This is a genomic window from Mycobacterium sp. (assembly GCF_052143115.1).
Lineage (GTDB): Bacteria > Actinomycetota > Actinomycetes > Mycobacteriales > Mycobacteriaceae > Mycobacterium.
In genome coordinates this window covers 1-20,209 of record NZ_JBKQTQ010000182.1, presented here as the reverse complement: position 1 = coordinate 20,209, position 20,209 = coordinate 1, and the positions used below count along the sequence as shown (strand labels likewise).

Sequence of the window (20,209 nt, the reverse complement as noted above, 5' to 3'; positions counted from 1 at the left end):
CGCTCTGCATCGTCGCGACGCTCATGATCGTGCCCCAATCCAGAGCGCCGCGCCGATGATGGCGACCATCCCGATGATCCACATCGCCATGCCCTCGGGGGCGGGGCCGAACCCGCCCAGGCCGTTGCCGCCCGGACTACGTTCCTCCGTAACGGATTTCACGTAGGCGATGATGTCTTTCTTGGCATCGAAGGAGAGCTGACGGTCGGAGAACTTCGGCATGTTCTGCGGACCGGTCAGCATCGCGTCGAGGATCTGCTGCTCGTTGGCCGGCTCCAGGTCGGGCGCGAATTTGCCGGACGACAGCGCGCCGCCCTTACCGGTGAAGTTGTGACACGAGGAGCAGTTCAGCCGGAACAGGTCGCCGCCGCGGCCGATGTCATCACCGCGCAGCGAATGCATCGCGATACTGCCGTCGGGGTTGCGCACCACGGTGGGTCCGCCGCCGTTGGCTTCCACGTAGGCGCCCAGCGCGTCGATCTGCGGGCCGTCGAAGATCGGGTCTTTGCGGACCGCCTGGGCTTCCCCGCGCACCGCCGGCATCCGGCCCGAAGACAGCTGGAAATAGACCGCGGCCTCGCCGACGCCGATCAGGCTCGGCCCGCGGTCGGGCACGCCCTGCAGGTTGGCGCCGTGGCACGTCACGCACGAGGTGTCGAAAAGCTGCTTCCCGGTCCGCAGCAGCGCCGACGACGACTCGTCTGCAACAGCCACTTGCGGGCTGGGGGTCAAGACGGCGGCCAGCCCACCGGCCGCCGAAAGTGCCACCACCAGCAGCAGTCCCGCCGACAAACGGCGGCGCAGGCGACGCCGCGCCCGATCACTCAGCGATCGGGCCAAACCCAGTCTCTTCAACCGAGCACTCCTGTCCTTGCGCGCGCTGGTCATCGGATGAAATAGATCGTGGCGAACAAGGCGATCCAGACGATGTCGACGAAGTGCCAGTAGTAGGAAACGACGATCGACGCGGTCGCCTGCGCCGGGGTGAACTTGCTCATCGTGGTTCGGGCCAGCAGGAAGATGAAGGCGATCAGCCCGCCGATGACGTGCAAGCCGTGGAAGCCGGTGGCCAGATAGAAAACGCTGCCGTAAGCGCTGCTGGGGATGGTGGTCCCGTGGCTCATCAGGTGGTGGTACTCGTAGGCCTGCCCGAGGACGAAAAACAATCCCATCGCAAAGGTGAGCACATACCAGCGGCGCAACCCGAACACGTCGCCGCGCTCCGCCGCGAAAACCCCCATCTGGCAGGTGAACGACGAGGCGATCAGCACCAGCGTGACCGGGACGGCTTGGTAGAGGTTCAGTTCGGTCGGCGGAGGCGGCCAGTTGCCGCCGGCCTGGGCGCGCGCCGTGAAGTAGAACGCGAACAGCCCAGCAAAGAACATCAGTTCACTGGAAAGCCAGACTATGGTGCCGACACTGACCATGTTGGGTCGGTTGAGCGAATGTACGCGCGCCGTGATTGCAGTACCCGAGGTCCCTACCGCACTCGTCACATCCGCAAGTATGACGCTTTGTAGTTGTCGACCTCCACTCGGGGCGGGAATTTGACGAACGGAATTTTGTTTCGTCGCGCCCGGCTTGGCCGAGCTTGCGATCGCCATGGGACCATCTGCGGTGTGGCGGTGTCAGCTTCCGGGTCATCGCAGCGGCCCCCGGGCGAACCGCTGTCGTGGCCGCAGGTCCTCACGACGTTGACCGCGGGGCACAACCTGCCACGCGGTCACGCCGGCTGGGCCATGGAGCAGATCATGACCGGATCCGCGACCCCGGCACAGATCGCTGCCTTCGCCGTAGCGCTGAAGATGAAGATCCCGACGGCCGCGGAGGTCACCGAGCTGGCCGACGTGATGCTGCAGCACGCCCGCCGGCTGCCCACCGAGCAGATCGGAACCGACACCGTCGATGTGGTGGGCACCGGTGGTGACGGCGTCAGTACCGTCAACCTGTCCACCATGGCGGCGATCGTAGTGGCGGCGGCCGGCGTGCCGGTGGTCAAGCACGGCAACCGGGCGGCCTCCTCGCTGGCCGGCGGCGCCGACACCCTGGAGGCGCTGGGGGTTCGCATCGATCTGGGTCCCGACGACGTCGCACGCAGTGTCGCCGAAGTTGGAATCGGATTCTGCTTCGCGCCGCAGTTTCATCCGTCGTACCGGCACGCGTCGGTGACGCGTCGTGAAGTCGGTGTGCCGACGGTGTTCAATCTTCTTGGGCCACTGACCAATCCGGGACGACCACGAGCCGGGCTGATCGGCTGTGCGTTCGCCGACCTGGCCGAAGTGATGGCGGGCGTTTTCGCCGCACGCCGGTCCAGTGTTCTGGTGGTGCACGGTGATGACGGCCTCGACGAGCTGACCACCACCACGACCAGCACGATCTGGCGAGTACAGGCCGGCACGGTGGACAAGCTGACATTCGATCCCGCCGGGTTCGGGTTCGCCCGCGCCGAGCTCGACGACTTGAAGGGCGGCGATGCGACGGCCAATGCGGCGGAGGCACGCTCGGTGCTGGCCGGCGCAAAGGGCTCGGTGCGCGACGCCGTCGTGCTCAACGCCGCGGGCGCGATCGTGGCCCATGCCGGGCTATCCAGCCGCGCCGAGTGGCTGCCGGCGTGGGAAGACGGGCTGCGCCGCGCCGCCGACGCGATCGACAGCGGAGCGGCCGAACAGCTGCTCGCGCGATGGGTGCGGTTCGGCCAGCAGCTCTGAGTCCCGGCTCGTTACAGCTTGTTCGGCGGCCACCCGCGCCGAGCGGGCCGATGCGGCCCATCCCGCCCACGGGCCGGCGGATCCCAACGGGGAACACCAGCCGGCTGCATCGTCGCCGCCGGTGCTCTTGCGGCGCTCCTCATCGCTCCGCTCTGCATCGTCGCCGCCGGTGCTGACACACACGATGCGCACCCCCGGTGCCGCCAGCCAGCGCACGATCAGGGCCGTCTCCTCCACCAGCGCGCCGCCCAGCGGGGCGGGCTGCTGCAGGACCACCTGCGCGCCCGCCCGGATGGCGTCGACGACGGGCATCGGCGGCACGCCGCGACGGGCGGTGCCTGCCGCGGCGAGCTGGCCGTAGCGGATGACGGCCAGCTGCCAGCCCCCGTCGCCGTCGGGGGCGGCGGCAACCAGCTCCGGCAGCGTGGCCAACGCACGCAGGCGCTGGCCACGCCAGAGCACCTCCACCGCGGTCACGGTGTGGTCGCGCAGCCGGGCGGCGCTCTCGTAGCGCTGACGACCGGCCAGGTCGGCGATCTGCTGGACGGCCGCGGCCAAAGCGGTGTTGTCCACGCCGTCGATCAAGGCCGCGGCGCGACCGGGCGCCGCGGCGTATTGGCCGGCCATCACATCACGAGCAGCGGGGCACGGCGAAACCTCATGCTGCGGGCAGGCCGGTCCGTGCAGCGCCGAACGGGCCAGCCGCTTGGTACAGGTGCGCACCCCGGTGAACCGCGCCAGCAGCGCGGCGGTGTCGGCGGCGTCGGCTCGGGAGCGAAACGGGCCGACCGCGCGATCGTGACGCGGCGTTCGCACCGCCGAAAACCGAGGGAATGCCTCGTTGCTCAGCACTATCCACCACCAGCGATGCGGGAATCTCGACCGGCGGTTGTACGGCGGGGCATGCGCGCTCAGCATCCGCAGTTCGCGAACACCGGCTTCCAACGCATGCGCGCATTCGACGTGCTCGACGGTGCCTGCCAGCGCGACCATCTCTTTAATCCGGCCGCGCTGATCTGAGCCGTTGAAGTACTGACTTACCCTGCGCCGCAAGTCAATTGCAGTGCCGACATAGAGCACCTCGCCCGTCGGCCCACGGAACAGATAGACCCCCGGCCGGTGCGGCAACCCCTCGGCCAGCACCCGCTTGCGCCGTTGCGCCGGCGTCACGTCGGGCAGATACGAGCGCAGGTCGGCGTACGTGTGCACACCCTGATTGCCCACCCGCTCGATGAGCGCGTGCAATACATCGACGGTGGCCCGCGCGTCATCGAGTGCCCGGTGGGTGGGCTCGCTGGCGACGGCGAACAGCCGCGCCAGCGCTGCCAGCCGCACGCTGGGGGCTTCCTCGCGGCTGAGCACCCTGCGGGCCAGTTGAACGGTGCACAGCACTTGCGGCCGCCGCCATCCGATGCCGCACCGGTCGGCGGCGGCCCGCAAAAACCCGATGTCGAACCTGGCGTTGTGGGCCACCAGGACCGCGTCGCGAGCGAACTCGAAAAACATCGGCAACACCGCGCCGATGGTCGGTGCATCGCACACCATCGCTGTGGTGATGCCGGTCAGCTGCACGATCTGCGGCGGGATGCTGCGCTGTGGGTCGATCAGGGTGCCGAACTCGCCCAGCACCACACCGCCGCGTACTTTGACCGCCCCGATTTCGGTGATGGCGTCGGCGGCCGTCCCATCTCCGCCGGTCATGCGCCCGCCGGTGGTCTCCAGGTCCACGACGACGAAGGTGGTTTCGCGCAGCGACATTTCTGCGGCCCCGTCGAGGTCGGGGAGGCTCAGCTGCTCGGCGGGGGGCGCGCCCATGGCCGCGACGTTAGGCAGTCGCACCGACATGGACGGGATTTGGCGCGGCGCGTCGGCAGGAGCAGCGTCGGGTTAAACATGTCGGTGCCCGCGGTTAGCGTGACGGCAAGGCCGACCACGAACACCGAGAGGACCAGCCAGATGGCGCACACCAGCGAGCCTGATTGGGCGGCGGCAGTCCCGCCCGACCCGGCGGAACCAATGGTTATCGACTGCGACGACTGTGCAGTACGCGGTCCCGGGTGCCGCGACTGTGTCGTCAGCGTGATACTCGGGGTACCGGAAACTTTGCTGGAGGATGAGCGCGCCGCGTTGGAGGTGCTCGCCGAGGCCGGATTGGCGCCGAAGTTGCGGCTGGTTCCGATTCATCGACACCGACCCGGGGTAGCTTAACGACCTTCCGTTGAAATCTGGCTGTTTTCTTAATCATCCAGTGTTGAACAACGCCGATGCCGTTTCGTAACCTATCTGAGACCTAGAGCAGACTCGGTGGTCACGCCGACGGGTTTTAAGGATGCAAAATCTTGGGTTTCGGGCTTAACGGTGGCAGCGTGCGTTTGCGCGCAGCCACGCGTTTGGCTATCGGAGCGGTAGCCGGGTTCGTTGCCCTCTCCGGAGTTGCCGCCAGCAATGTGCTGGCCGACCCAGGCAATGACCCGATGGCAAAGCTCAGCGAGCTGTCACGGCAGGCTGAGCAGACCACCGAGGCGATGCACAGCGCCCAGCTCGACCTCAATAACAAGCTGGCCGCGCAGCGAGCCGCCGACAAGAAACACACCGATGACTTGACCGCTGCCGACGCTGCGAAGTCGCGACTGGCAACGTTTCAGGCCGGTGTCGACAAGTTTGCGGCAGCGATGTACATGGGTGGCCGCACCGACAGTATGAACGCCATCCTGAGTGCCGAGTCACCCCAGCAACTGATCGGCAAGTTGGCCGTGCAGCGGGTGATGTCCACCGCCATGCTCGCGCAAATGGCGAACTACCGCGCCACCCGCGAGCAGGCCGCCCAAGCCGAAACGGCATCGGCGAAATCGGCCGCCGACGCCAAGACCGCGGCAGAGCAGGCCGCCGCGGTACGCGCCAGCCTGCAGTCCAAGCAGAGCCAGCTGCAGCTGCAGATCGGCATCGTCAAGTCCCAGTACCTCGCATTGAACCCGAACCAGCGCACCGGGCTGGCCGCACCCGGGCCGGTCCCGCCGCCCGCGGCCATGGCCGCCGCCGCTCCCGCTCCGGCCGCGTTACCGCCGGGCGACGGACAGCCGGGTGGTGGTCCTGGGTTCGGCGCCGCACCCGGCAGCGGTCAGGGCGCTATCGCTGTTCAGGCCGCGTTGACCCAGGTCGGCGCGCCCTACTCCTGGGGTGGCGCCGCGCCCGGCGGGTTCGACTGCTCCGGCTTGGTGATGTGGGCATTCCAGCAGGCCGGCATCGCGCTGCCGCACTCCAGCCAGGCGCTGGCCCACGGCGGGCAACCGGTCTCGCTGTCGGACCTGCAGCCCGGTGACGTGCTGACCTTCTATTCCGACGCATCCCATGCCGGCCTCTACATCGGTGACGGCCTCATGGTCCATTCGTCCACCTACGGCGTGCCGGTGCGGGTGGTGCCGATGAGTTCGTCCGGCCCGATCTACGACGCCCGCCGCTACTGACCGCCGACGGTCTCACCGTCGCCGCTGGCTGCTGGCCTGCGTACTAGCCACCGAACTGGTCTTCGCCGCCGTCGCCGTGGTCCGTCCAGGACGGACGGCCCCTGCGCAATCTGACCACCCGGCCTCACCCGCGGCGGTCGGTACCACAGCTCCGCGGCTCGTCGTTGCCGCCGACCGCACCGTGCGGATGACCAATCTCGGCGGCCAGCAATCGGAGGTCCTGCTGAACCGTGTTGCGGCGGACATCGGTCAGGCGGTCGACGCGGTGGAGGCATTCTGGGGGACCGACTGGCCGCGTGATATCGCCGTGGTGGCCACCGGCTCACAGCGGCAGTTCGAGACCGAAGCCGGCGGTGGGCCCGCGGCGCAGTGGGCCGATATCGCGGCGGTGGCCGTCGCCGACCGGGTGGATCCGGCCCGACGAATCGCGATCGGCCAGCGGATCGTGTTCGCCCCCGGGGCGGTCGGCATGAGTGCATCAGCATTACGAATCGTGTTGAACCACGAGCTTTTTCACTATGCCGCGCGCGCCGACACGGCAGTGGACGCGCCCCGGTGGCTGACCGAAGGTGTGGCTGATTATGTCGCCCGGCCAGCCACGCCGGTGCCCGAGGTGACGCCACTGCCGACGGCGTTGCCGTCGGACGCCGACCTGGCCGCGCCGGGGCTGCAGCGTTCGTTGGGCTACGACCGGGCATGGTGGTTCGCGCGTTTTGTCGCCGACACCCGCGGGTCGGCGACGCTGCGCGCATTTTACCGGGCCGGATGTGGTGTAGGGCACGCCGAACTGCCCACCGCCGTGCATAACGTCCTGGGCTCCGACATGGCGGGCGTGCTAGCCGACTGGCAGCAGTGGCTGACCCGTCAATCCGCACGCTGATAGCTTCGGGCTAGCCTACGCAGGTGTCTCGGGTCCTGCTGGTAACCAACGACTTTCCACCTCGACGCGGTGGCATCCAGTCCTATCTGGTTGAGCTGGTTAGTCGACTGGCCGGGGAGCACACCGTGACAGTGTATGCGCCGCAATGGAAGGGCGCCGACGCCTTTGATGCTCAGACCGCGGGCTATCGGGTGGTGCGCCATCCCGGGACGTTGATGTTGCCCGTGCCCAACGTCGACGTCCGGATGCGACGGCTGATCGCCGAGCACGGCATCGACACCGTCTGGTTCGGCGCGGCCGCGCCGTTGGGCCTGCTGGCGCAACGCGCCCGTCAAGCCGGCGCAACCCGGGTGGTGGCCAGCACCCACGGCCACGAGGTGGGTTGGTCGATGCTTCCGGTGGCACGGTCGGTGCTGCGTCGCATTGGTGACGACAGCGACGTCGTCACCTTCGTCAGCCGCTATACCCGTGGGCGGTTCGCCTCGGCGTTCGGGCCGGAGGCCGCACTGGAGCACCTGCCGCCCGGGGTGGACATCGACCGGTTCCGTCCCGATCCGGCAAGCCGCGCCGAACTGCGGGCCCGCTACCGGCTGGGCCAGCGGCCCACGGTGCTGTGCCTGTCGCGGCTGGTGCCGCGCAAGGGGCAGGACACGCTAATTCGGGCGCTGCCGGCAATCCGGCGGCGCGTGGATGGGGCAGCGCTGGTCATCGCGGGCGGTGGCCCTTACCTAGAGACGCTGCGCCAACTGGCCGAGCGGTTTCGCGTCAGCGAACACGTGACGTTCACCGGCGGGATCGCGGCCGCGGAGCTCCCCGCCTACCACGCGATGGCCGACGTGTTCGCGATGCCGTGTCGCACCCGCGGCGCCGGACTGGACGTGGAGGGACTGGGCATCGTATTTCTGGAAGCTTCCGCGACCGGCGTACCGGTGATCGCCGGATGCTCGGGCGGCGCTCCGGAAACCGTGCGGCACAACAAGACTGGGCTACTCGTTGACGGGCGTTCGGGCGGCCAGATCGTCGACGCCGTCACCGAGTTGCTCGCTGACCCCGATCGGGCCGCCGCAATGGGCGCCGCCGGGCGAGAATGGGCCGTCGCGCAGTGGCAATGGGACGCGTTGGCCGCGCGGCTGTCCGAGTTGGTCCGCGGCTAGCCCTTCGCGTAGATCGCCTCGATGTCGTGAGCGAACTTCTCGGCCACCACCTTGCGCTTGACCTTCAGTGTGGGGGTGAGTTCCCCAGTGTCCTCGGTGAAGTCGACGGGCAGGATGCGGAATTTGCGGATCGACTCGGCGTGCGACACCGCCAGGTTGGCCTGCTTGACGGCCGCGTCCACCTCGGCGATCAGGTCAGGGTCGTTGACCAGATCGCCCACCGATGCTCCGGCGGGCTTGCTGTTGCGCTGCTTCCAGCCCTCGAATGCCTCGGGGTCGATGGTGATCAGCGCCCCGACGAACGGGCGGGCATCTCCGACGACCATCGCCTGGCTGATCAGCGGGTGCGCTCGCAGCTGGTCCTCCAATACGGCGGGGGCGACGTTTTTGCCTCCCGCGGTGACGATGATTTCCTTCTTGCGGCCGGTGATCGTCAGGAACCCGTCGCCGTCGACCGCGCCGAGGTCACCGGTCTTGAACCAACCGTCTGCCAGCGCTTCGTCGGTGGCCTGTTGGTTGTGCCAGTAGCCGTGGAACACCACGCCGCCGCGCACCAACAGCTCGCCGTCATCAGCGATGCGCATGCTGTTGCCCGGCAACAGCTTTCCGACGGTCCCGACTTTCAGGGCACCGACCTGGTTGACGGTGATCGCGGCGCTGGTCTCGGTCAGCCCGTAGCCCTCGTACATGGTGAGACCAACGCCGCGGTAGAAGTGGCCCAGCCGCGCGCCCAGCGGTGCGCCGCCCGAGACAGACGCACGGCAGTCGCCACCCAGCGCGGCGCGCAGCTTGTGGTAGACCAGCCGGTCGAACAGCGCGTGCTTGGCCCGCAGCAGCAGACCGGGGCCGCCGTGGTCTTGCGCCTCGCTACAGTCGACTGCGGTCTGCGCGGCGATCTCGAAGATGCGGCCCTTTGCCGTCGTTGGCGGCGTTTTGCGCGGCGGTGTTGTACACCTTCTCGAACACCCGGGGCACCGACACCACGACCGTCGGCTTGAACACCGCGAACATCGGCACCAGATTCTTGATGTCACTGCTGAACCCGACGACGACCTTGTTGTGGAAGGCACACAAGGTCAGTGCGCGGGCCAACACGTGTGCCAACGGCAGGAAAACCAGCAGCCGCTCACCCTGGCGCAGCAGCGTCGGCAGAACCGCCTTGGCACCCCGGGTTTCGTAGACGAGGTTGGAATGGGTCAGCTGGCAGCCCTTGGGGCGCCCGGTGGTACCCGACGTGTAGATCAGCGTCGCCGGATCTTCACTGCGCAACGCTTCGACGCGGGCGGTCAGCTCGGCCGGGTCGACCGAGGCGCCATCCTGCTCGAGTTGCTCGAGGGCTTTGCCGCCCGAACCGTCGATTTGCAGCACGCGCCGCAGCTCAGGCAAGTCACCGGTGAGCTCGGTGACCATCGTCGCGTGGGCGTCCGTCTCGGCGAACGCGACCACCGCTGCCGAGTCGGTCAGCACCCAGCGCACCTGCTCGGCCGACGACGTCTCGTAGATCGGGACGGTGACCGCGCCTACCGACAGGATCGCCAGATCGAGGATCGCCCACTCGTAGCGGGTGGCGGAAAAGATAGCCACCCGGTCGCCGGCCTGCACCCCTAGTGCGATCAAACCCAATGCGGCCGATCGGATTTGGGCGGCCGCGGCCGCGCATGTAACGTCGGTCCAGACCCCGTCGACCAGGCGTTGAAAGATCACGGTGTCGGGGTCTTCGCGCTCATGCTCGAACACTGCGGCGACGATGTTGTCGTGCTCGTCTACCGTGAACGGAGCGGGAACACTGAATTCACGCACTCTTCTGACCTCGCTTGAGTTATTCCGCCGGGACGGCCCGGTGAGGAGCCGGACCATTGGAGCCACTCGCGGTGAGCAGGACGATCGTGACTGGTGTATGCGGCCACGGCTGCTGTATGTGAAGCTAGGGGCCGTGTACAGCGTTCAAATTGCCGACGAGACGTTCGTCGCCGCCGACCCCGTACGCGTCGGTGCTGCCGTCGGCGATCCGGCCAGCTGGCGACGGTGGTGGCCCGACCTGCGGCTGCGGGTTATCGAAGACCGCGCCGACAAAGGAATCCGCTGGGCGGTTACCGGACCGCTCACCGGAACGATGGAAATCTGGCTGGAACCATCGTTGGATGGCGTGCTGCTGCACTACTTTCTGCATGCCGAGCCGTCCGGGGTGGCGGCATGGCAATTGGCCAGGATGAACTTGAGGAGAATGACCCACCGCCGCCGGGTCGCGGGCAAGAAAATGGCCTTCGAGGTGAAGGCGACGCTTGAGCGCTCCCGACCGGTTGGGGTTTCTCCGGTGCTTGACCAGGTCTGAACTCAACCGGGGAGTACCGTTTCTGCCGTGGACTGGCGGTACAGCCCACAGGGTGCAGGCTTGCCGCGTAGGTGGGGCCCAACCCGATGGCGACAAAGGCCCTACCCGCGTACGGGGGAGAAGGAAGCGACTAGGTGGCGGAGAAGACGGCGCAGACGATCTACATCGACGCGGACCCCAGCACGGTCATGGACGTGATCGCTGACATCGGCTCGTATCCCGACTGGGTGTCGGAATACAAGGAGGCCGAAGTACTCGAGGCCGACCCCGAGGGCAATCCGAAGGTGGCGCGCTTTGTGATGGACGCCGCCGTCCTCAAGGACACCTTGGTGTTCTCCTACGACTGGCCGAAGGACCGCAAGTCGGTTCGCTGGTCGCTGGTCTCCAGCTCGCTGCTGAAAGCCCTCGAGGGGGTATATCGCTTGTCGCCCAAGGGGTCTGGGACCGACGTCACCTACGAACTCTCGCTCGACCTTGCTATGCCGATGATCGGCTTGCTCAAGCGCAAGGCCGAGCGCAGGCTGACTGACACCGCGTTGAAGGATCTGAAGAAACGAGTCGAGGCTGAGTGAGTCGGCAGCGCCCACTGTTGCCCGGATCAGTCTTTTCGTAGGCAAGGGTGGGGTAGGGAAGTCCACTTTGGCGACCGCGACCGCCGTACGTGAGGCGCGCGCTGGTCAGCGGGTGCTGCTGGTATCCACCGACCAAGCGCACTCACTGGGTGACGTGCTCGGTATCACGGTCACGCCGTCCGGCCGGCGCGATCCCGTCCGGGTGCTCGCCGACCTCGAAACCGGGGCGGCCGACGTGGGCGGCGGCTTCCTCGACGCACTGGCGATGGATACCCTGGCGCTGCTCGAAGCTCACTGGCGCACGGTGGTCGACACACTGGGCGGGCGCTTCGGAGAATCGGAGCTGGGCGAGATTGCGCCCGAAGAACTTTCGGCGCTGCCCGGCGTGCAGGAAGTCCTCGGCCTCCATGAGGTCGGCGAGTTGGCTACGGCCGGGCAGTGGGACCATATCGTGGTCGACTGTGCCTCCACCGCCGATGCAATGCGGATGCTGACCCTGCCGGCCACCTTTGCCCTCTACGTCGAGCGCGGATGGCCGCGGCATCGCAGGCTTTCCGCCGCCGCCGACGATGCGCGGTCGACGGCGGTGGTGGAACTGCTGGAACGCATCAGCGGGAGTGTCGAAAAGCTCAGCGCGCTGCTGACCGACGGCACCCGAGTCGGTGCGCATCTGGTCCTCACCGCGGAACGGGTGGTGGCGGCCGAAGCGGTCCGGACGCTGGGCTCGTTGGCGTTGATGGGCGTGCGCGTGGAGGAATTAATCGTCAACCAGATTCTGGTGCAGGACGATTCCTACGAGTACCGCAACCTGCCCGCTCATCCGGCCTTCGACTGGTATTCCGAGCGAATCAGTGAGCAGCGGGCCGTGCTGGACGAACTGGACGCCGCCATCGGCGACGTAGCGCTGGTCCTTACCCCGCATCTGGCCGGTGAGCCGATCGGCCCCAAAGCGCTCGCCGAGCTGTTGGACAGTGCGCGCCGCCGCGACGGATCGGCACCGCCGGGGCCGTTGCGTCCCGTTGTGGACCTGGAGTCGGGATCCGGCCTGCAGTCGGTCTACCGATTGCGGCTAGAGTTGCCGCAGATCGATTCCGGCGCGCTTACCCTTGGCCGAGTCGGCGACGACCTGATCGTCGGCGCCGGCGGGATGCGACGTAGAGTTCGGTTGGCGTCCGTCCTGCGGCGATGCACGGTATTGGACGCGCATCTTCGCGGTGGCGAATTGACGGTGCGTTTTCGACCTGATCCGGAGGTGTGGCCGAAGTGAGTCGCGCCGACGACGATCCAGAGCGAAGCGATGGGGTGGGGGCACCACCCGCTTGCGGGGGAGAGTGGCGCAGATGAGTGGCGTCCACCCCGACATCGGTCCGGAGTTGCGCAAACTCGCCCAGAGCATTCTCGACGGGATCGACCCCGCGGTCCGCTTGGCGGCGTCGCGGGCGCTTGGCGACGGCGCCGGCACCGGCAAGTGCCAGCAGGTGTGGTGTCCGGTGTGCGCGCTGGCCGCGGTGGTGACCGGGGAGGAACATCCGTTGCTGACGGTCGTCGCCGAGCACAGCGTCGCGCTGCTGGCGGTGATCCGGGCCATCGTCGAGCAAGTCGACGGATCGACGCCGCCGCCCGACGGTCCGCCGAGCGGCGGTGCCGAGGTTGATACCGCGGCCGATGCCGCTGCGACGAGTCGCTATCAGCCCATCACCGTCACCGTCGAGGAGTAGCCGCGGCGGCTCGGGTTAACGGCAGTCGGCTCATGGTCGAAGAGTAAGCAGGTCACGAGCGTCGATGTGGTCCGGTCCACACTGGATCGGTACGCTTGGCGCAGAACACCCATCGATGCGGGCAAATGGGAGGGTCCATGTGGTACCGGCTTCTCAAGTACTTGTTCATGGGCCCGCTGCTCGCGGTCCTGGGTCGCCCGAAAGTCGAAGGACTGGAATATGTCCCGCAGTCCGGCCCGGCGATCCTGGCCAGTAACCACCTGGCGGTCGCCGACAGTTTCTACCTGCCGCTGGTCGTGCGGCGCCGGATCACGTTTCTGGCGAAGTCCGAATATTTCACCGGCACTGGGCTGAAGGGTTGGTTCAACCGCTGGTTTTACAGCAGCACCGGACAGGTGCCGATCGACCGCAGCGACGCCGATGCCGCGCAGGCCGCTTTGAATGCGGCTGAGCGGTTGCTGAGCCAGGGCAAGCTGCTCGGCATGTATCCCGAGGGCACTCGCTCACCCGATGGCAGGTTGTACAAGGGCAAGACCGGATTGGCCCGTCTGGCACTGCAGACCGGGGTTCCGGTGATACCGGTGGCGATGACGGGCACCAACGTCGTCAATCCGCCCGGCAGCAAGCTGTGGCGGTTTGGCCGGGTCACCGTCCGGTTCGGCAAGCCGATGGACTTTTCCCGCTTCGACGGGCTGGCGGGCAACCGCTTCATCGAACGAGCCGTCATCGACGAGGTGATCTACGAGCTGATGGGGCTTTCCGGTCAGGAATACGTCGACATCTACGCCGCCACCGTCAAAAACGGCAACGGGTCCGGATCGGCGACGCAATCGTCGACGCGGATCCCTGAGACGGCGGCGGGTTAGCGGATCCCAGCCGATCCCAGGCCCCTGGTCAGCCGACGGCTGACACCGGCTCCGGCGCGGTCGACGCCCGTGGTGCAGCGGCGGTAGTGGCGCCGCTGACAGCGACCGTGGCGCCGGCCGTGACAATGGCCGCCAGCGCCCACCACAAGTAGGAAACGCCGGCGAGTTGGCGCCACCACACCGCGCCCAGCTCGTGGTGCTTGGGCAGCAGGTCGATCGGTGTCCAGACCATCAGCGCGACTCCGGCTGCGCTGATCGCTGCCAGCGCAGCGTTCCGATGCCGCCAGGCCAGCACCGCGGTCACCACCACCGTCGGCAGCATCCACACCCAGTGGTGCGACCAGGACACCGGCGATACCACCAGCCCGAACAGCGCGATACAGATCACCGCGAGAGTGGGCTCGCCGGCGCGCAACGCCCGCCGCGCCGCCCACACGGTCAGCGCCAGCACCAGCAGACACGCGGCCACCCACGGCAGGAACCGTGCATGGTCGCTGAGGCCCAGCCGCGCCAGCGCCCCAGCGACGTTCTGGTTGGTGTTCAAACTCGCCGCGCCGATCCGATCGGTGTTGTGGACCGTCTCGCTCCAGTACTGCCAGGAGTCCCGCCACGCCAGCGCAAACCCGGCCAGGGTCGCTGCCAGGAAGGACGCTATCGAGGTCAACACGGCGCGTTTGTCGCGGTTTAGCAGGAAATACAGCAGGAACACCGCCGGAGTGAGTTTGAGCGCAATGCCCAGTCCCAGCAGCAATCCACGTGGCCACGGGGTGCGGCGCGGCACGCAGTCGGCGATCGCCAGCGTCATCAGCACGACGTTGATCTGCCCAAAGGCGAAATTCGACTTGATGGGCTCCAGCCAGATCGCTGATGCGGCCACGATCAGCGCCGCCAACCACCAACGGCGCAGCCAAGCCGGGCCGGGCACCACCCGTGCGGTGCTCCACACGTCGAGTCGGGTCAGCACGATCATCGTGGAGACGATCAACAGCACCAAGGTGATCAGCGTTATCGTCACGCTCGCGGCCGGCAGCCCCAACCAGGCGAACGGGCAAAACACGATGGCGGCGAGTGGGGGATAGGTGAACGGGAGGTTCAACCCGATAGGCGTGTGAAATTCCACACCGTCGGCGTACAGCGGGCGGTTATCCAGCCAGGCTTGGCCGCCCATCCGGTAGACGTCGATGTCGATGCGGTATGGGGCGTGGGCGACGAGCCGCCACGCAGCGTAGCCCAGTGCGACCAGGGCCAGCGCCTGGAGCAGCGCCCACCAGGCATTTCGCCAGATACCTGGCTGCGCCGTGGCGACCCGCCCGCGCCAACTGCCCACGTCGGGCGACTGCCATGTACTCATGTCAATGAACAGCCTATCGGTGCTGGCGGTTTAGCCGGTGTCGCGGAGGGCCGCCGGTGCGAAGTGGGCGTAGGTTTCTTAGGGTGCTCCGCTGGTTTGACGACGACATTATCGGCCGCGGTCGCCTGCCGCTGCTGTGCTGTCTGGTCGCCTTTATCCTCACCTTTTTCGTGACGCGCACCTTCGTGCGCTACATCCGCCACCGCGCCGACCTTGGCGTGCCGCCAAAGTGGTGGGAGCCACGCAACATTCACATCGGGAAGATGCACATCCACCACGTCGTGGTCGGAGTTCTCCTGGTGATGATCTCCGGCGTGACGTTGGTGTCTTTGTCGATCACCGGAAACGAACTCGAATACACCGCTAGCGCAATCGTCTTCGGCATCGGAGCCGCGCTGGTGCTCGACGAGTACGCACTGATCCTGCATCTGTCCGACGTCTACTGGGAGGAAGACGGCCGGACGTCGGTCGACGCGGTCTTCGCCGCAGTGGCGGTGGGCGGACTGCTGGTTCTGGGCCTGCACCCGTTCTTGTTCTTCATCAGCCTGTGGCACGACACCACCCACTCGGTGCCGCTGCGCGCCGGCGTGGTCTTCGCGATGGTGCTGACGTTGCCGCTGGCGGTGTTGGTTGTGCTCAAGGGCAAGGTGTGGACCGGGCTGATCGGCATGTTCTTCGTTCCGCTGCTGGTCATCGGGGCGATCCGGCTGTCGCGCCCGCAAGCCCCGTGGGCCCGCTGGCTTTACATGCGCCGGCTGGACAAGATGGCGCGTGCGCTGCAACGCGAACGAACCCTGCGCCGCCCCGTCGTGCGGGCCAAGCTGTGGGTGCAGTACTCGATCGCCGGTACGCCGCGCCGCCCCGACCACCGCATGGTCGACGCGCTGCTGGACCGCGAAGTCCATCCGGCGCCACCGCCGCCGCAACCGCCGCAGCGCCCCCTGGCCAGCGGTATAGGCGTCCGGTGACGGCGGCCTAGGCTAAATTGCCCGGCTCCCCGTCACGCCGCTCCGCTGCGCGCATCGTCGCCGGCCTAGGCTAAATTGCGGCCGTGCGGTACTTCTACGACACGGAATTCATCGATGACGGCCGCACCATCGAGCTGATCTCGATCGGGGTGGTCGCCGAGGACGGCCGCGAATACTACGCAGTCTCGACCGAATTCGACCCCGAGCGAGCCGGAAGCTGGGTGCGCACCCACGTGCTGCCGAAACTACCGCCACCGGCCTCGCCGCTATGGCGCCTACGCACCAGGATCCGTTCGGACCTGGAAACGTTCTTCGACATCGACGGCGCCGAGCCGATCGAGCTGTGGGCCTGGGTCGGCGCCTATGACCATGTGGTGCTGTGTCAGTTGTGGGGTCCGATGACCCATCTGCCGCCGGCGATGCCGCGCTTCACCCGCGAGCTGCGCCAGCTTTGGGAGGACCGCGGGCGTCCGCGGCTGCCGCGCCGGCCGCCGGATGTGCACGACGCGCTGGTCGACGCTCGAGACCAGCTGCGGCGATACCGCTTGATCGCCGCCTCCGACGGTGATCACGGCTAGCCCGCCTGGTCGCTTTCGCCCTGATCTCGGCCTGAAAAGCGGGCTCCGGTGCCCGGTTACCATGGACGGGTGAACTGGACCGTGGACGTACCGATCGAGCAGCTGCCGTCGCTGCCTCCGCTGCCGGCGGATCTGCGGGCCCGGCTGGATGCCGCGCTGGCCAAGCCAGCTGCACAGCAGCCCAGTTGGACACCCGAGCAGGTCGAGCCGATGCGAACGGTTCTGGAGAGTGTGCCGCCGGTGACGGTGCCGTCGGAGATCGTCCGGTTGCAGGAGATGCTGGCCCAGGTTGCCAGGGGTGAGGCATTCCTGCTGCAGGGCGGTGACTGTGCGGAGACCTTCGTCGACAACACCGAACCGCACATCAGGGGAAATATCCGCACCTTGCTGCAGATGGCGGTGGTGTTGACCTATGGCGCCAGCGTGCCGGTGGTCAAGTTGGCCCGCATCGCCGGGCAGTACGCCAAGCCTCGGTCGGCTGACCTCGACGCGCTGGGGCTGCGGTCCTACCGCGGCGACATGGTCAACGGCTTCGCCCCGGACGCCGCGGCGCGCGAGCATGACCCGTCGCGGCTGGTGCGCGCATATGCCAACGCGGGTGCGGCGATGAACCTGGTGCGCGCGTTGACATCGTCGGGGCTGGCATCGCTGCATCTGGTGCATGACTGGAACCGGGAATTCGTCCGAACCTCGCCGGCTGGAGCGCGTTACGAGGCGCTGGCCTCCGAGATCGACCGGGGCCTAAAATTCATGAGCGCCTGCGGGGTGGCCGACCGTAACCTGCAGACCGCCGAAATCTACGCCAGCCATGAGGCTTTGGTGCTCGACTACGAGCGTGCCATGCTGCGGCTGTCCGACCAGGAGGACGGCGAGCCGAAACTGTACGACCTGTCGGCGCACTACCTCTGGATCGGCGACCGGACCCGGCAACTCGACGGCGCGCACGTCGCGTTGGCCGAGGTGATCGCGAATCCGATCGGCGTCAAGATCGGGCCGACGACGACACCCGACCAAGCCGTGGAATACGTCGAGCGCCTCGACCCGCACAACAAGCCGGGTCGGTTGACCTTGGTGAGCCGGCTGGGCAACAACAAGGTGCGTGACCTGTTGCCGCCGATTATCGAAAAGGTGCAGGCCGCCGGTCATCAGGTGATCTGGCAGTGCGACCCCATGCACGGCAACACCCACGAGTCGTCCACCGGGTACAAGACACGGCATTTCGACCGCATCGTCGACGAGGTGCAGGGTTTCTTCGAGGTGCATCGGGCGCTGGGCACCTACCCTGGTGGCATCCACGTCGAGATCACCGGAGAGAATGTCACCGAATGTCTTGGTGGCGCACAAGACATTTCGGACACCGATTTGGGTGGTCGCTACGAAACCGCGTGCGACCCGAGGCTGAACACCCAGCAGTCATTGGAGCTGGCGTTCCTGGTTGCCGAGATGTTGCGGGACTGAACCGAATTCGACGCGCCGGCTAGAGCAATCCGCTCAGGTTGCTGCCGATGGTCCACGCCGCGGCGGCCACCATCCCGGTGACGGATAACACGACCGCTACCCAGATCAACACCATGCGTCGGGCATGCTGGCGCGCGAGCGCGAACTCGACCATGGCGATTCCGGCGAATTGGCCTGATATTTTGCGGTATTCGTCATCGGTCCGTGCGTCTGGTTCAGCAGGCCAGTCCTGAGGTCCTCGGGTCAGCTGACGGGTCGGGTTGTGCACCGGCGCCCGCCCGGGTGGATGCTGGTGCTGCACTGTGGTCTGGTGTTGGTCGACCTGGCTGCGGTGCAGCGCGGCTGAGCGGTGTTGAGCGGAGTTGCGCGGCGCGGGCACCCGGAATTCCGGTAGCGCCAATTCGTCGACGATCGCCTCCATTTCGGCGCCCATGTCGAGCGCGTCAGCGTAGCGGTCGGCGGGATCGCGCGCCGTCGCGCGCCTGACCAGCTCGTCGAATTGTTCCGGAACACCGGAGATCACCGTGCTGGGTGCCGGCACATCGGTATCCAAACGTTGGTATGCGATCGACAACGCCGAGTCGCCGGAAAACGGCGTCCGCCCGGTCAGCAGCTCGTAGGCCACAATCCCCACGGCATAGACATCGCTGCGCGTGCTGGCGTTGCCGTCCCGAACCTGTTCCGGAGACAGGTAGCCGGCGGTGCCGAGAATGACGCTGATGGAAGTGATTCCGGCCGCCGCGACGGCGCGGACCAAGCCGAAGTCGACGATTTTGACGTCGCCCTGATCGGAGATCAACACGTTTTCGGGTTTGACATCGCGGTGCACCAGGCCCGCACCGTGCGCGGCGGCCAGCCCGCCCAGCACCGGGCGCAGCACCGCTGCGACGGCATGCGGTGGCATCGGACCGCGTTCGGTCAGCAGCTCGCGCAGCGTGCCGCCCTCGACGAGTTCCATCACCAGGAACGGGTGTCGGGCGTCCAGGCCCTGGTCGTAGACCGCGACCAGTCCGGGGTCTTTGAGCCGGGCGACGCTGCGGGCCTCGAGCTGGAAGCGGGTGAGGAATTGCTGGTCGCCGGCGTAGCGGGAATCCATCACTTTCAGCGCGACCGGTCGGTCCAACCGTGTGTCAAGGCCCCGGTACACCGTCGACGTGCCGCCGGTGGCGATCTTGGTCGCAACGCGATACCGCCCGTCCAGCAACGCGCCCTCCAGCGGATCGTCAGCCACGGGGCTTATCGTAGGTGGCGCCACGAGTTCCGCCTGAAACCTCGACTCAGTGCGCCCGAATAGTCGCATGCCCGGCCGTACACTGAGTCGGTGAGCAGGATTCCGGCCGGCGACGATGTTCTGGACCCCAACGAACCCACCTACGATCTGCCCGGCGTCGCCGAGCTGCTCGGCGTGCCGGTCACCAAGGTGCACCAGCAGCTGAGGGAAGGTCACCTCGTCGGGGTACGGCGTGCCGGTGATGTGGTAGTGCCTCAGGTCTTCTTCACCGATACCGGCCAGGTGGTCAAGAGCCTGGCGGGATTGCTGATGGTCTTGCACGACGGCGGCTACCACGACACCGAGATCGTGCGCTGGCTCTTCACTCCCGACCCGTCGCTGACCGTCACCCGGGACGGAACGCGCGACGCCATCAGCAACGCCCGCCCGGTCGACGCCTTGCACGCGCACCAGGCTCGCGAAGTGTTGCGCCGCGCGCAGGCGATGGCCTATTGACGACCAATTCAGCCGGTCTCAGCGGTGATCTCTGCCGGCTGGGCCGGTCGTGACAGCGCGTACCAGGCGATCATCGCGCACGTCGTCGCTATCAAGACGTGGATCCACGAGTACATCCCATGGGCGCCATCGGGTTTGAAGATGACCATGATCCAGGTGGAGAATGCGGCGATCGCCGCGACCGCCGGCCGCGACTGGGCCAGCGGGGCCACCACCGCCAGCGGCCAGCTGTAGTACCAGGGCAGCGCGCCGGGTACGAACAACACGACGACGACCATGGCCCAGCCGATCCCGGTCAACACGGCCCGATCGTTCTGCCGGTATCGCCACCACAGCAGCGGTAGCGACACGGCGATGACCACGATCCCGATGAGCCGGGTGACCTGCAGCACGGCATAGAAATTCACCGGGAAGAACAGTCCGCCGACGGCATG

General features: G+C 67.2%; 18 protein-coding genes and 3 pseudogenes. 14 read left to right on the top strand and 7 right to left on the bottom strand.

Annotated elements, in window-relative coordinates; genetic code table 11:
- Positions 1 to 21: 21 nt before the first annotated feature.
- Together qcrC and ctaE are read right to left on the bottom strand one after the other, a co-directional pair.
- Positions 22 to 888, bottom strand: a complete 867-nt coding sequence (gene qcrC / locus ACLQI9_RS18930; protein WP_442381904.1) for a cytochrome bc1 complex diheme cytochrome c subunit — start codon at positions 886 to 888, stop codon at positions 22 to 24.
- Positions 885 to 1,496 carry an aa3-type cytochrome oxidase subunit III gene (gene ctaE / locus ACLQI9_RS18925; RefSeq protein WP_442381902.1) on the bottom strand — a complete coding sequence of 204 codons (612 nt, stop codon included), beginning with the start codon at positions 1,494 to 1,496 and terminating at the stop codon, positions 885 to 887. Before ctaE ends, qcrC begins: the two co-directional genes overlap by 4 nt.
- Positions 1,497 to 1,619: 123 nt before the next feature.
- On the opposite strand from ctaE, the gene trpD reads away from it, so the two are divergent.
- Positions 1,620 to 2,708, top strand: a complete 1,089-nt coding sequence (gene trpD, locus ACLQI9_RS18920) for an anthranilate phosphoribosyltransferase (protein ID WP_442381899.1) — start codon at positions 1,620 to 1,622, stop codon at positions 2,706 to 2,708.
- Here trpD and ACLQI9_RS18915 read toward each other — a convergent pair.
- Positions 2,646 to 4,523: pseudogene (locus tag ACLQI9_RS18915) on the bottom strand (DEDD exonuclease domain-containing protein); the annotation flags it as partial. The gene trpD and the pseudogene ACLQI9_RS18915 overlap by 63 nt on opposite strands.
- Before the next feature lie 141 nt (positions 4,524 to 4,664).
- Here ACLQI9_RS18915 and ACLQI9_RS18910 point away from each other — a divergent pair.
- The 4 genes from ACLQI9_RS18910 (at position 4,665) to pimB (ending at position 8,206) form a co-directional block, all read left to right on the top strand.
- Positions 4,665 to 4,916, top strand: coding sequence for a hypothetical protein (locus tag ACLQI9_RS18910; protein WP_442381897.1), 252 nt, complete (start codon positions 4,665 to 4,667; stop codon positions 4,914 to 4,916).
- A gap of 158 nt (positions 4,917 to 5,074) precedes the next feature.
- A complete protein-coding gene (ripC, locus tag ACLQI9_RS18905) occupies positions 5,075 to 6,172 on the top strand; it encodes a peptidoglycan hydrolase RipC (protein ID WP_442381895.1) in 1,098 nt (365 codons plus the stop codon).
- 28 nt (positions 6,173 to 6,200) lie between these two features.
- Positions 6,201 to 7,052 (top strand): hypothetical protein, encoded by an 852-nt coding sequence (locus ACLQI9_RS18900; RefSeq protein WP_442381970.1) that lies wholly within the window; start codon positions 6,201 to 6,203, stop codon positions 7,050 to 7,052.
- A gap of 23 nt (positions 7,053 to 7,075) precedes the next feature.
- A complete protein-coding gene (pimB, locus tag ACLQI9_RS18895; protein ID WP_442381893.1) occupies positions 7,076 to 8,206 on the top strand; it encodes a GDP-mannose-dependent alpha-(1-6)-phosphatidylinositol monomannoside mannosyltransferase in 1,131 nt (376 codons plus the stop codon).
- On the opposite strand, the pseudogene ACLQI9_RS18890 reads toward pimB, so the two are convergent.
- Positions 8,203 to 10,006: pseudogene (locus ACLQI9_RS18890) on the bottom strand (AMP-dependent synthetase/ligase). The gene pimB and the pseudogene ACLQI9_RS18890 sit on opposite strands and share 4 nt — an antisense overlap.
- A gap of 133 nt (positions 10,007 to 10,139) precedes the next feature.
- Here ACLQI9_RS18890 and ACLQI9_RS18885 point away from each other — a divergent pair.
- From ACLQI9_RS18885 to ACLQI9_RS18865, 5 genes are all read left to right on the top strand, one after another.
- The gene (locus ACLQI9_RS18885; protein ID WP_442381891.1) at positions 10,140 to 10,538 is read left to right on the top strand and encodes a polyketide cyclase / dehydrase and lipid transport; all 399 of its coding nucleotides are present in this window, start codon (positions 10,140 to 10,142) and stop codon (positions 10,536 to 10,538) included.
- A 134-nt stretch (positions 10,539 to 10,672) separates the two neighbouring features.
- Positions 10,673 to 11,110, top strand: coding sequence for an SRPBCC family protein (locus ACLQI9_RS18880; RefSeq protein ID WP_442381889.1), 438 nt, complete (start codon positions 10,673 to 10,675; stop codon positions 11,108 to 11,110).
- Positions 11,103 to 12,377 (top strand): ArsA family ATPase, encoded by a 1,275-nt coding sequence (locus ACLQI9_RS18875; RefSeq protein WP_442381968.1) that lies wholly within the window; start codon positions 11,103 to 11,105, stop codon positions 12,375 to 12,377. Before ACLQI9_RS18880 ends, ACLQI9_RS18875 begins: the two co-directional genes overlap by 8 nt.
- Positions 12,378 to 12,450: 73 nt before the next feature.
- Positions 12,451 to 12,828, top strand: a complete 378-nt coding sequence (locus ACLQI9_RS18870) for a hypothetical protein (protein WP_442381887.1) — start codon at positions 12,451 to 12,453, stop codon at positions 12,826 to 12,828.
- Positions 12,829 to 12,965: 137 nt separating this feature from the next.
- The gene (locus tag ACLQI9_RS18865) at positions 12,966 to 13,694 is read left to right on the top strand and encodes a lysophospholipid acyltransferase family protein (RefSeq protein WP_442381885.1); all 729 of its coding nucleotides are present in this window, start codon (positions 12,966 to 12,968) and stop codon (positions 13,692 to 13,694) included.
- A 28-nt stretch (positions 13,695 to 13,722) separates the two neighbouring features.
- Here the strand turns inward: ACLQI9_RS18865 and ACLQI9_RS18860 are convergent, their stop codons facing one another.
- A complete protein-coding gene (locus tag ACLQI9_RS18860; protein WP_442381883.1) occupies positions 13,723 to 15,045 on the bottom strand; it encodes a glycosyltransferase 87 family protein in 1,323 nt (440 codons plus the stop codon).
- Positions 15,046 to 15,128: 83 nt separating this feature from the next.
- Here ACLQI9_RS18860 and ACLQI9_RS18855 point away from each other — a divergent pair, with 83 nt between their 5' ends.
- From ACLQI9_RS18855 to ACLQI9_RS18845, 3 genes are all read left to right on the top strand, one after another.
- Positions 15,129 to 16,013, top strand: a complete 885-nt coding sequence (locus ACLQI9_RS18855) for a hypothetical protein (protein WP_442381881.1) — start codon at positions 15,129 to 15,131, stop codon at positions 16,011 to 16,013.
- 83 nt (positions 16,014 to 16,096) lie between these two features.
- Positions 16,097 to 16,591, top strand: a complete 495-nt coding sequence (locus ACLQI9_RS18850) for a polyadenylate-specific 3'-exoribonuclease AS (RefSeq protein WP_442381879.1) — start codon at positions 16,097 to 16,099, stop codon at positions 16,589 to 16,591.
- A 69-nt stretch (positions 16,592 to 16,660) separates the two neighbouring features.
- Complete coding sequence (locus tag ACLQI9_RS18845) at positions 16,661 to 18,049, top strand: class II 3-deoxy-7-phosphoheptulonate synthase (protein ID WP_442381878.1); 1,389 nt, start codon at positions 16,661 to 16,663, stop codon at positions 18,047 to 18,049.
- A 19-nt stretch (positions 18,050 to 18,068) separates the two neighbouring features.
- Here the strand turns inward: ACLQI9_RS18845 and ACLQI9_RS18840 are convergent, their stop codons facing one another.
- Positions 18,069 to 19,280: a protein kinase domain-containing protein gene (locus ACLQI9_RS18840; protein WP_442381876.1), complete on the bottom strand. Its 1,212-nt coding sequence runs from the start codon at positions 19,278 to 19,280 to the stop codon at positions 18,069 to 18,071.
- A 90-nt stretch (positions 19,281 to 19,370) separates the two neighbouring features.
- On the opposite strand from ACLQI9_RS18840, the gene ACLQI9_RS18835 reads away from it, so the two are divergent.
- A complete protein-coding gene (locus tag ACLQI9_RS18835) occupies positions 19,371 to 19,775 on the top strand; it encodes an Rv2175c family DNA-binding protein (RefSeq protein WP_442381874.1) in 405 nt (134 codons plus the stop codon).
- Between the two features lie 8 nt (positions 19,776 to 19,783).
- On the opposite strand, the pseudogene ACLQI9_RS18830 reads toward ACLQI9_RS18835, so the two are convergent.
- Positions 19,784 to 20,209, bottom strand: a pseudogene (locus ACLQI9_RS18830) (alpha-(1->6)-mannopyranosyltransferase A); the annotation flags it as partial.

Excerpts from the sequence above, each read along its gene's own strand:
- qcrC (WP_442381904.1), bottom strand. The coding sequence starts at position 888 with ATGACCAGCGCGCGCAAGGACAGGAGTGCTCGGTTGAAGAGACTGGGT.
- ACLQI9_RS18910 (WP_442381897.1), top strand. The coding sequence starts at position 4,665 with ATGGCGCACACCAGCGAGCCTGATTGGGCGGCGGCAGTCCCGCCCGAC.
- ACLQI9_RS18870 (WP_442381887.1), top strand. The coding sequence starts at position 12,451 with ATGAGTGGCGTCCACCCCGACATCGGTCCGGAGTTGCGCAAACTCGCC.
- ACLQI9_RS18865 (WP_442381885.1), top strand. The coding sequence starts at position 12,966 with ATGTGGTACCGGCTTCTCAAGTACTTGTTCATGGGCCCGCTGCTCGCG.
- ACLQI9_RS18860 (WP_442381883.1), bottom strand. The coding sequence starts at position 15,045 with ATGAGTACATGGCAGTCGCCCGACGTGGGCAGTTGGCGCGGGCGGGTC.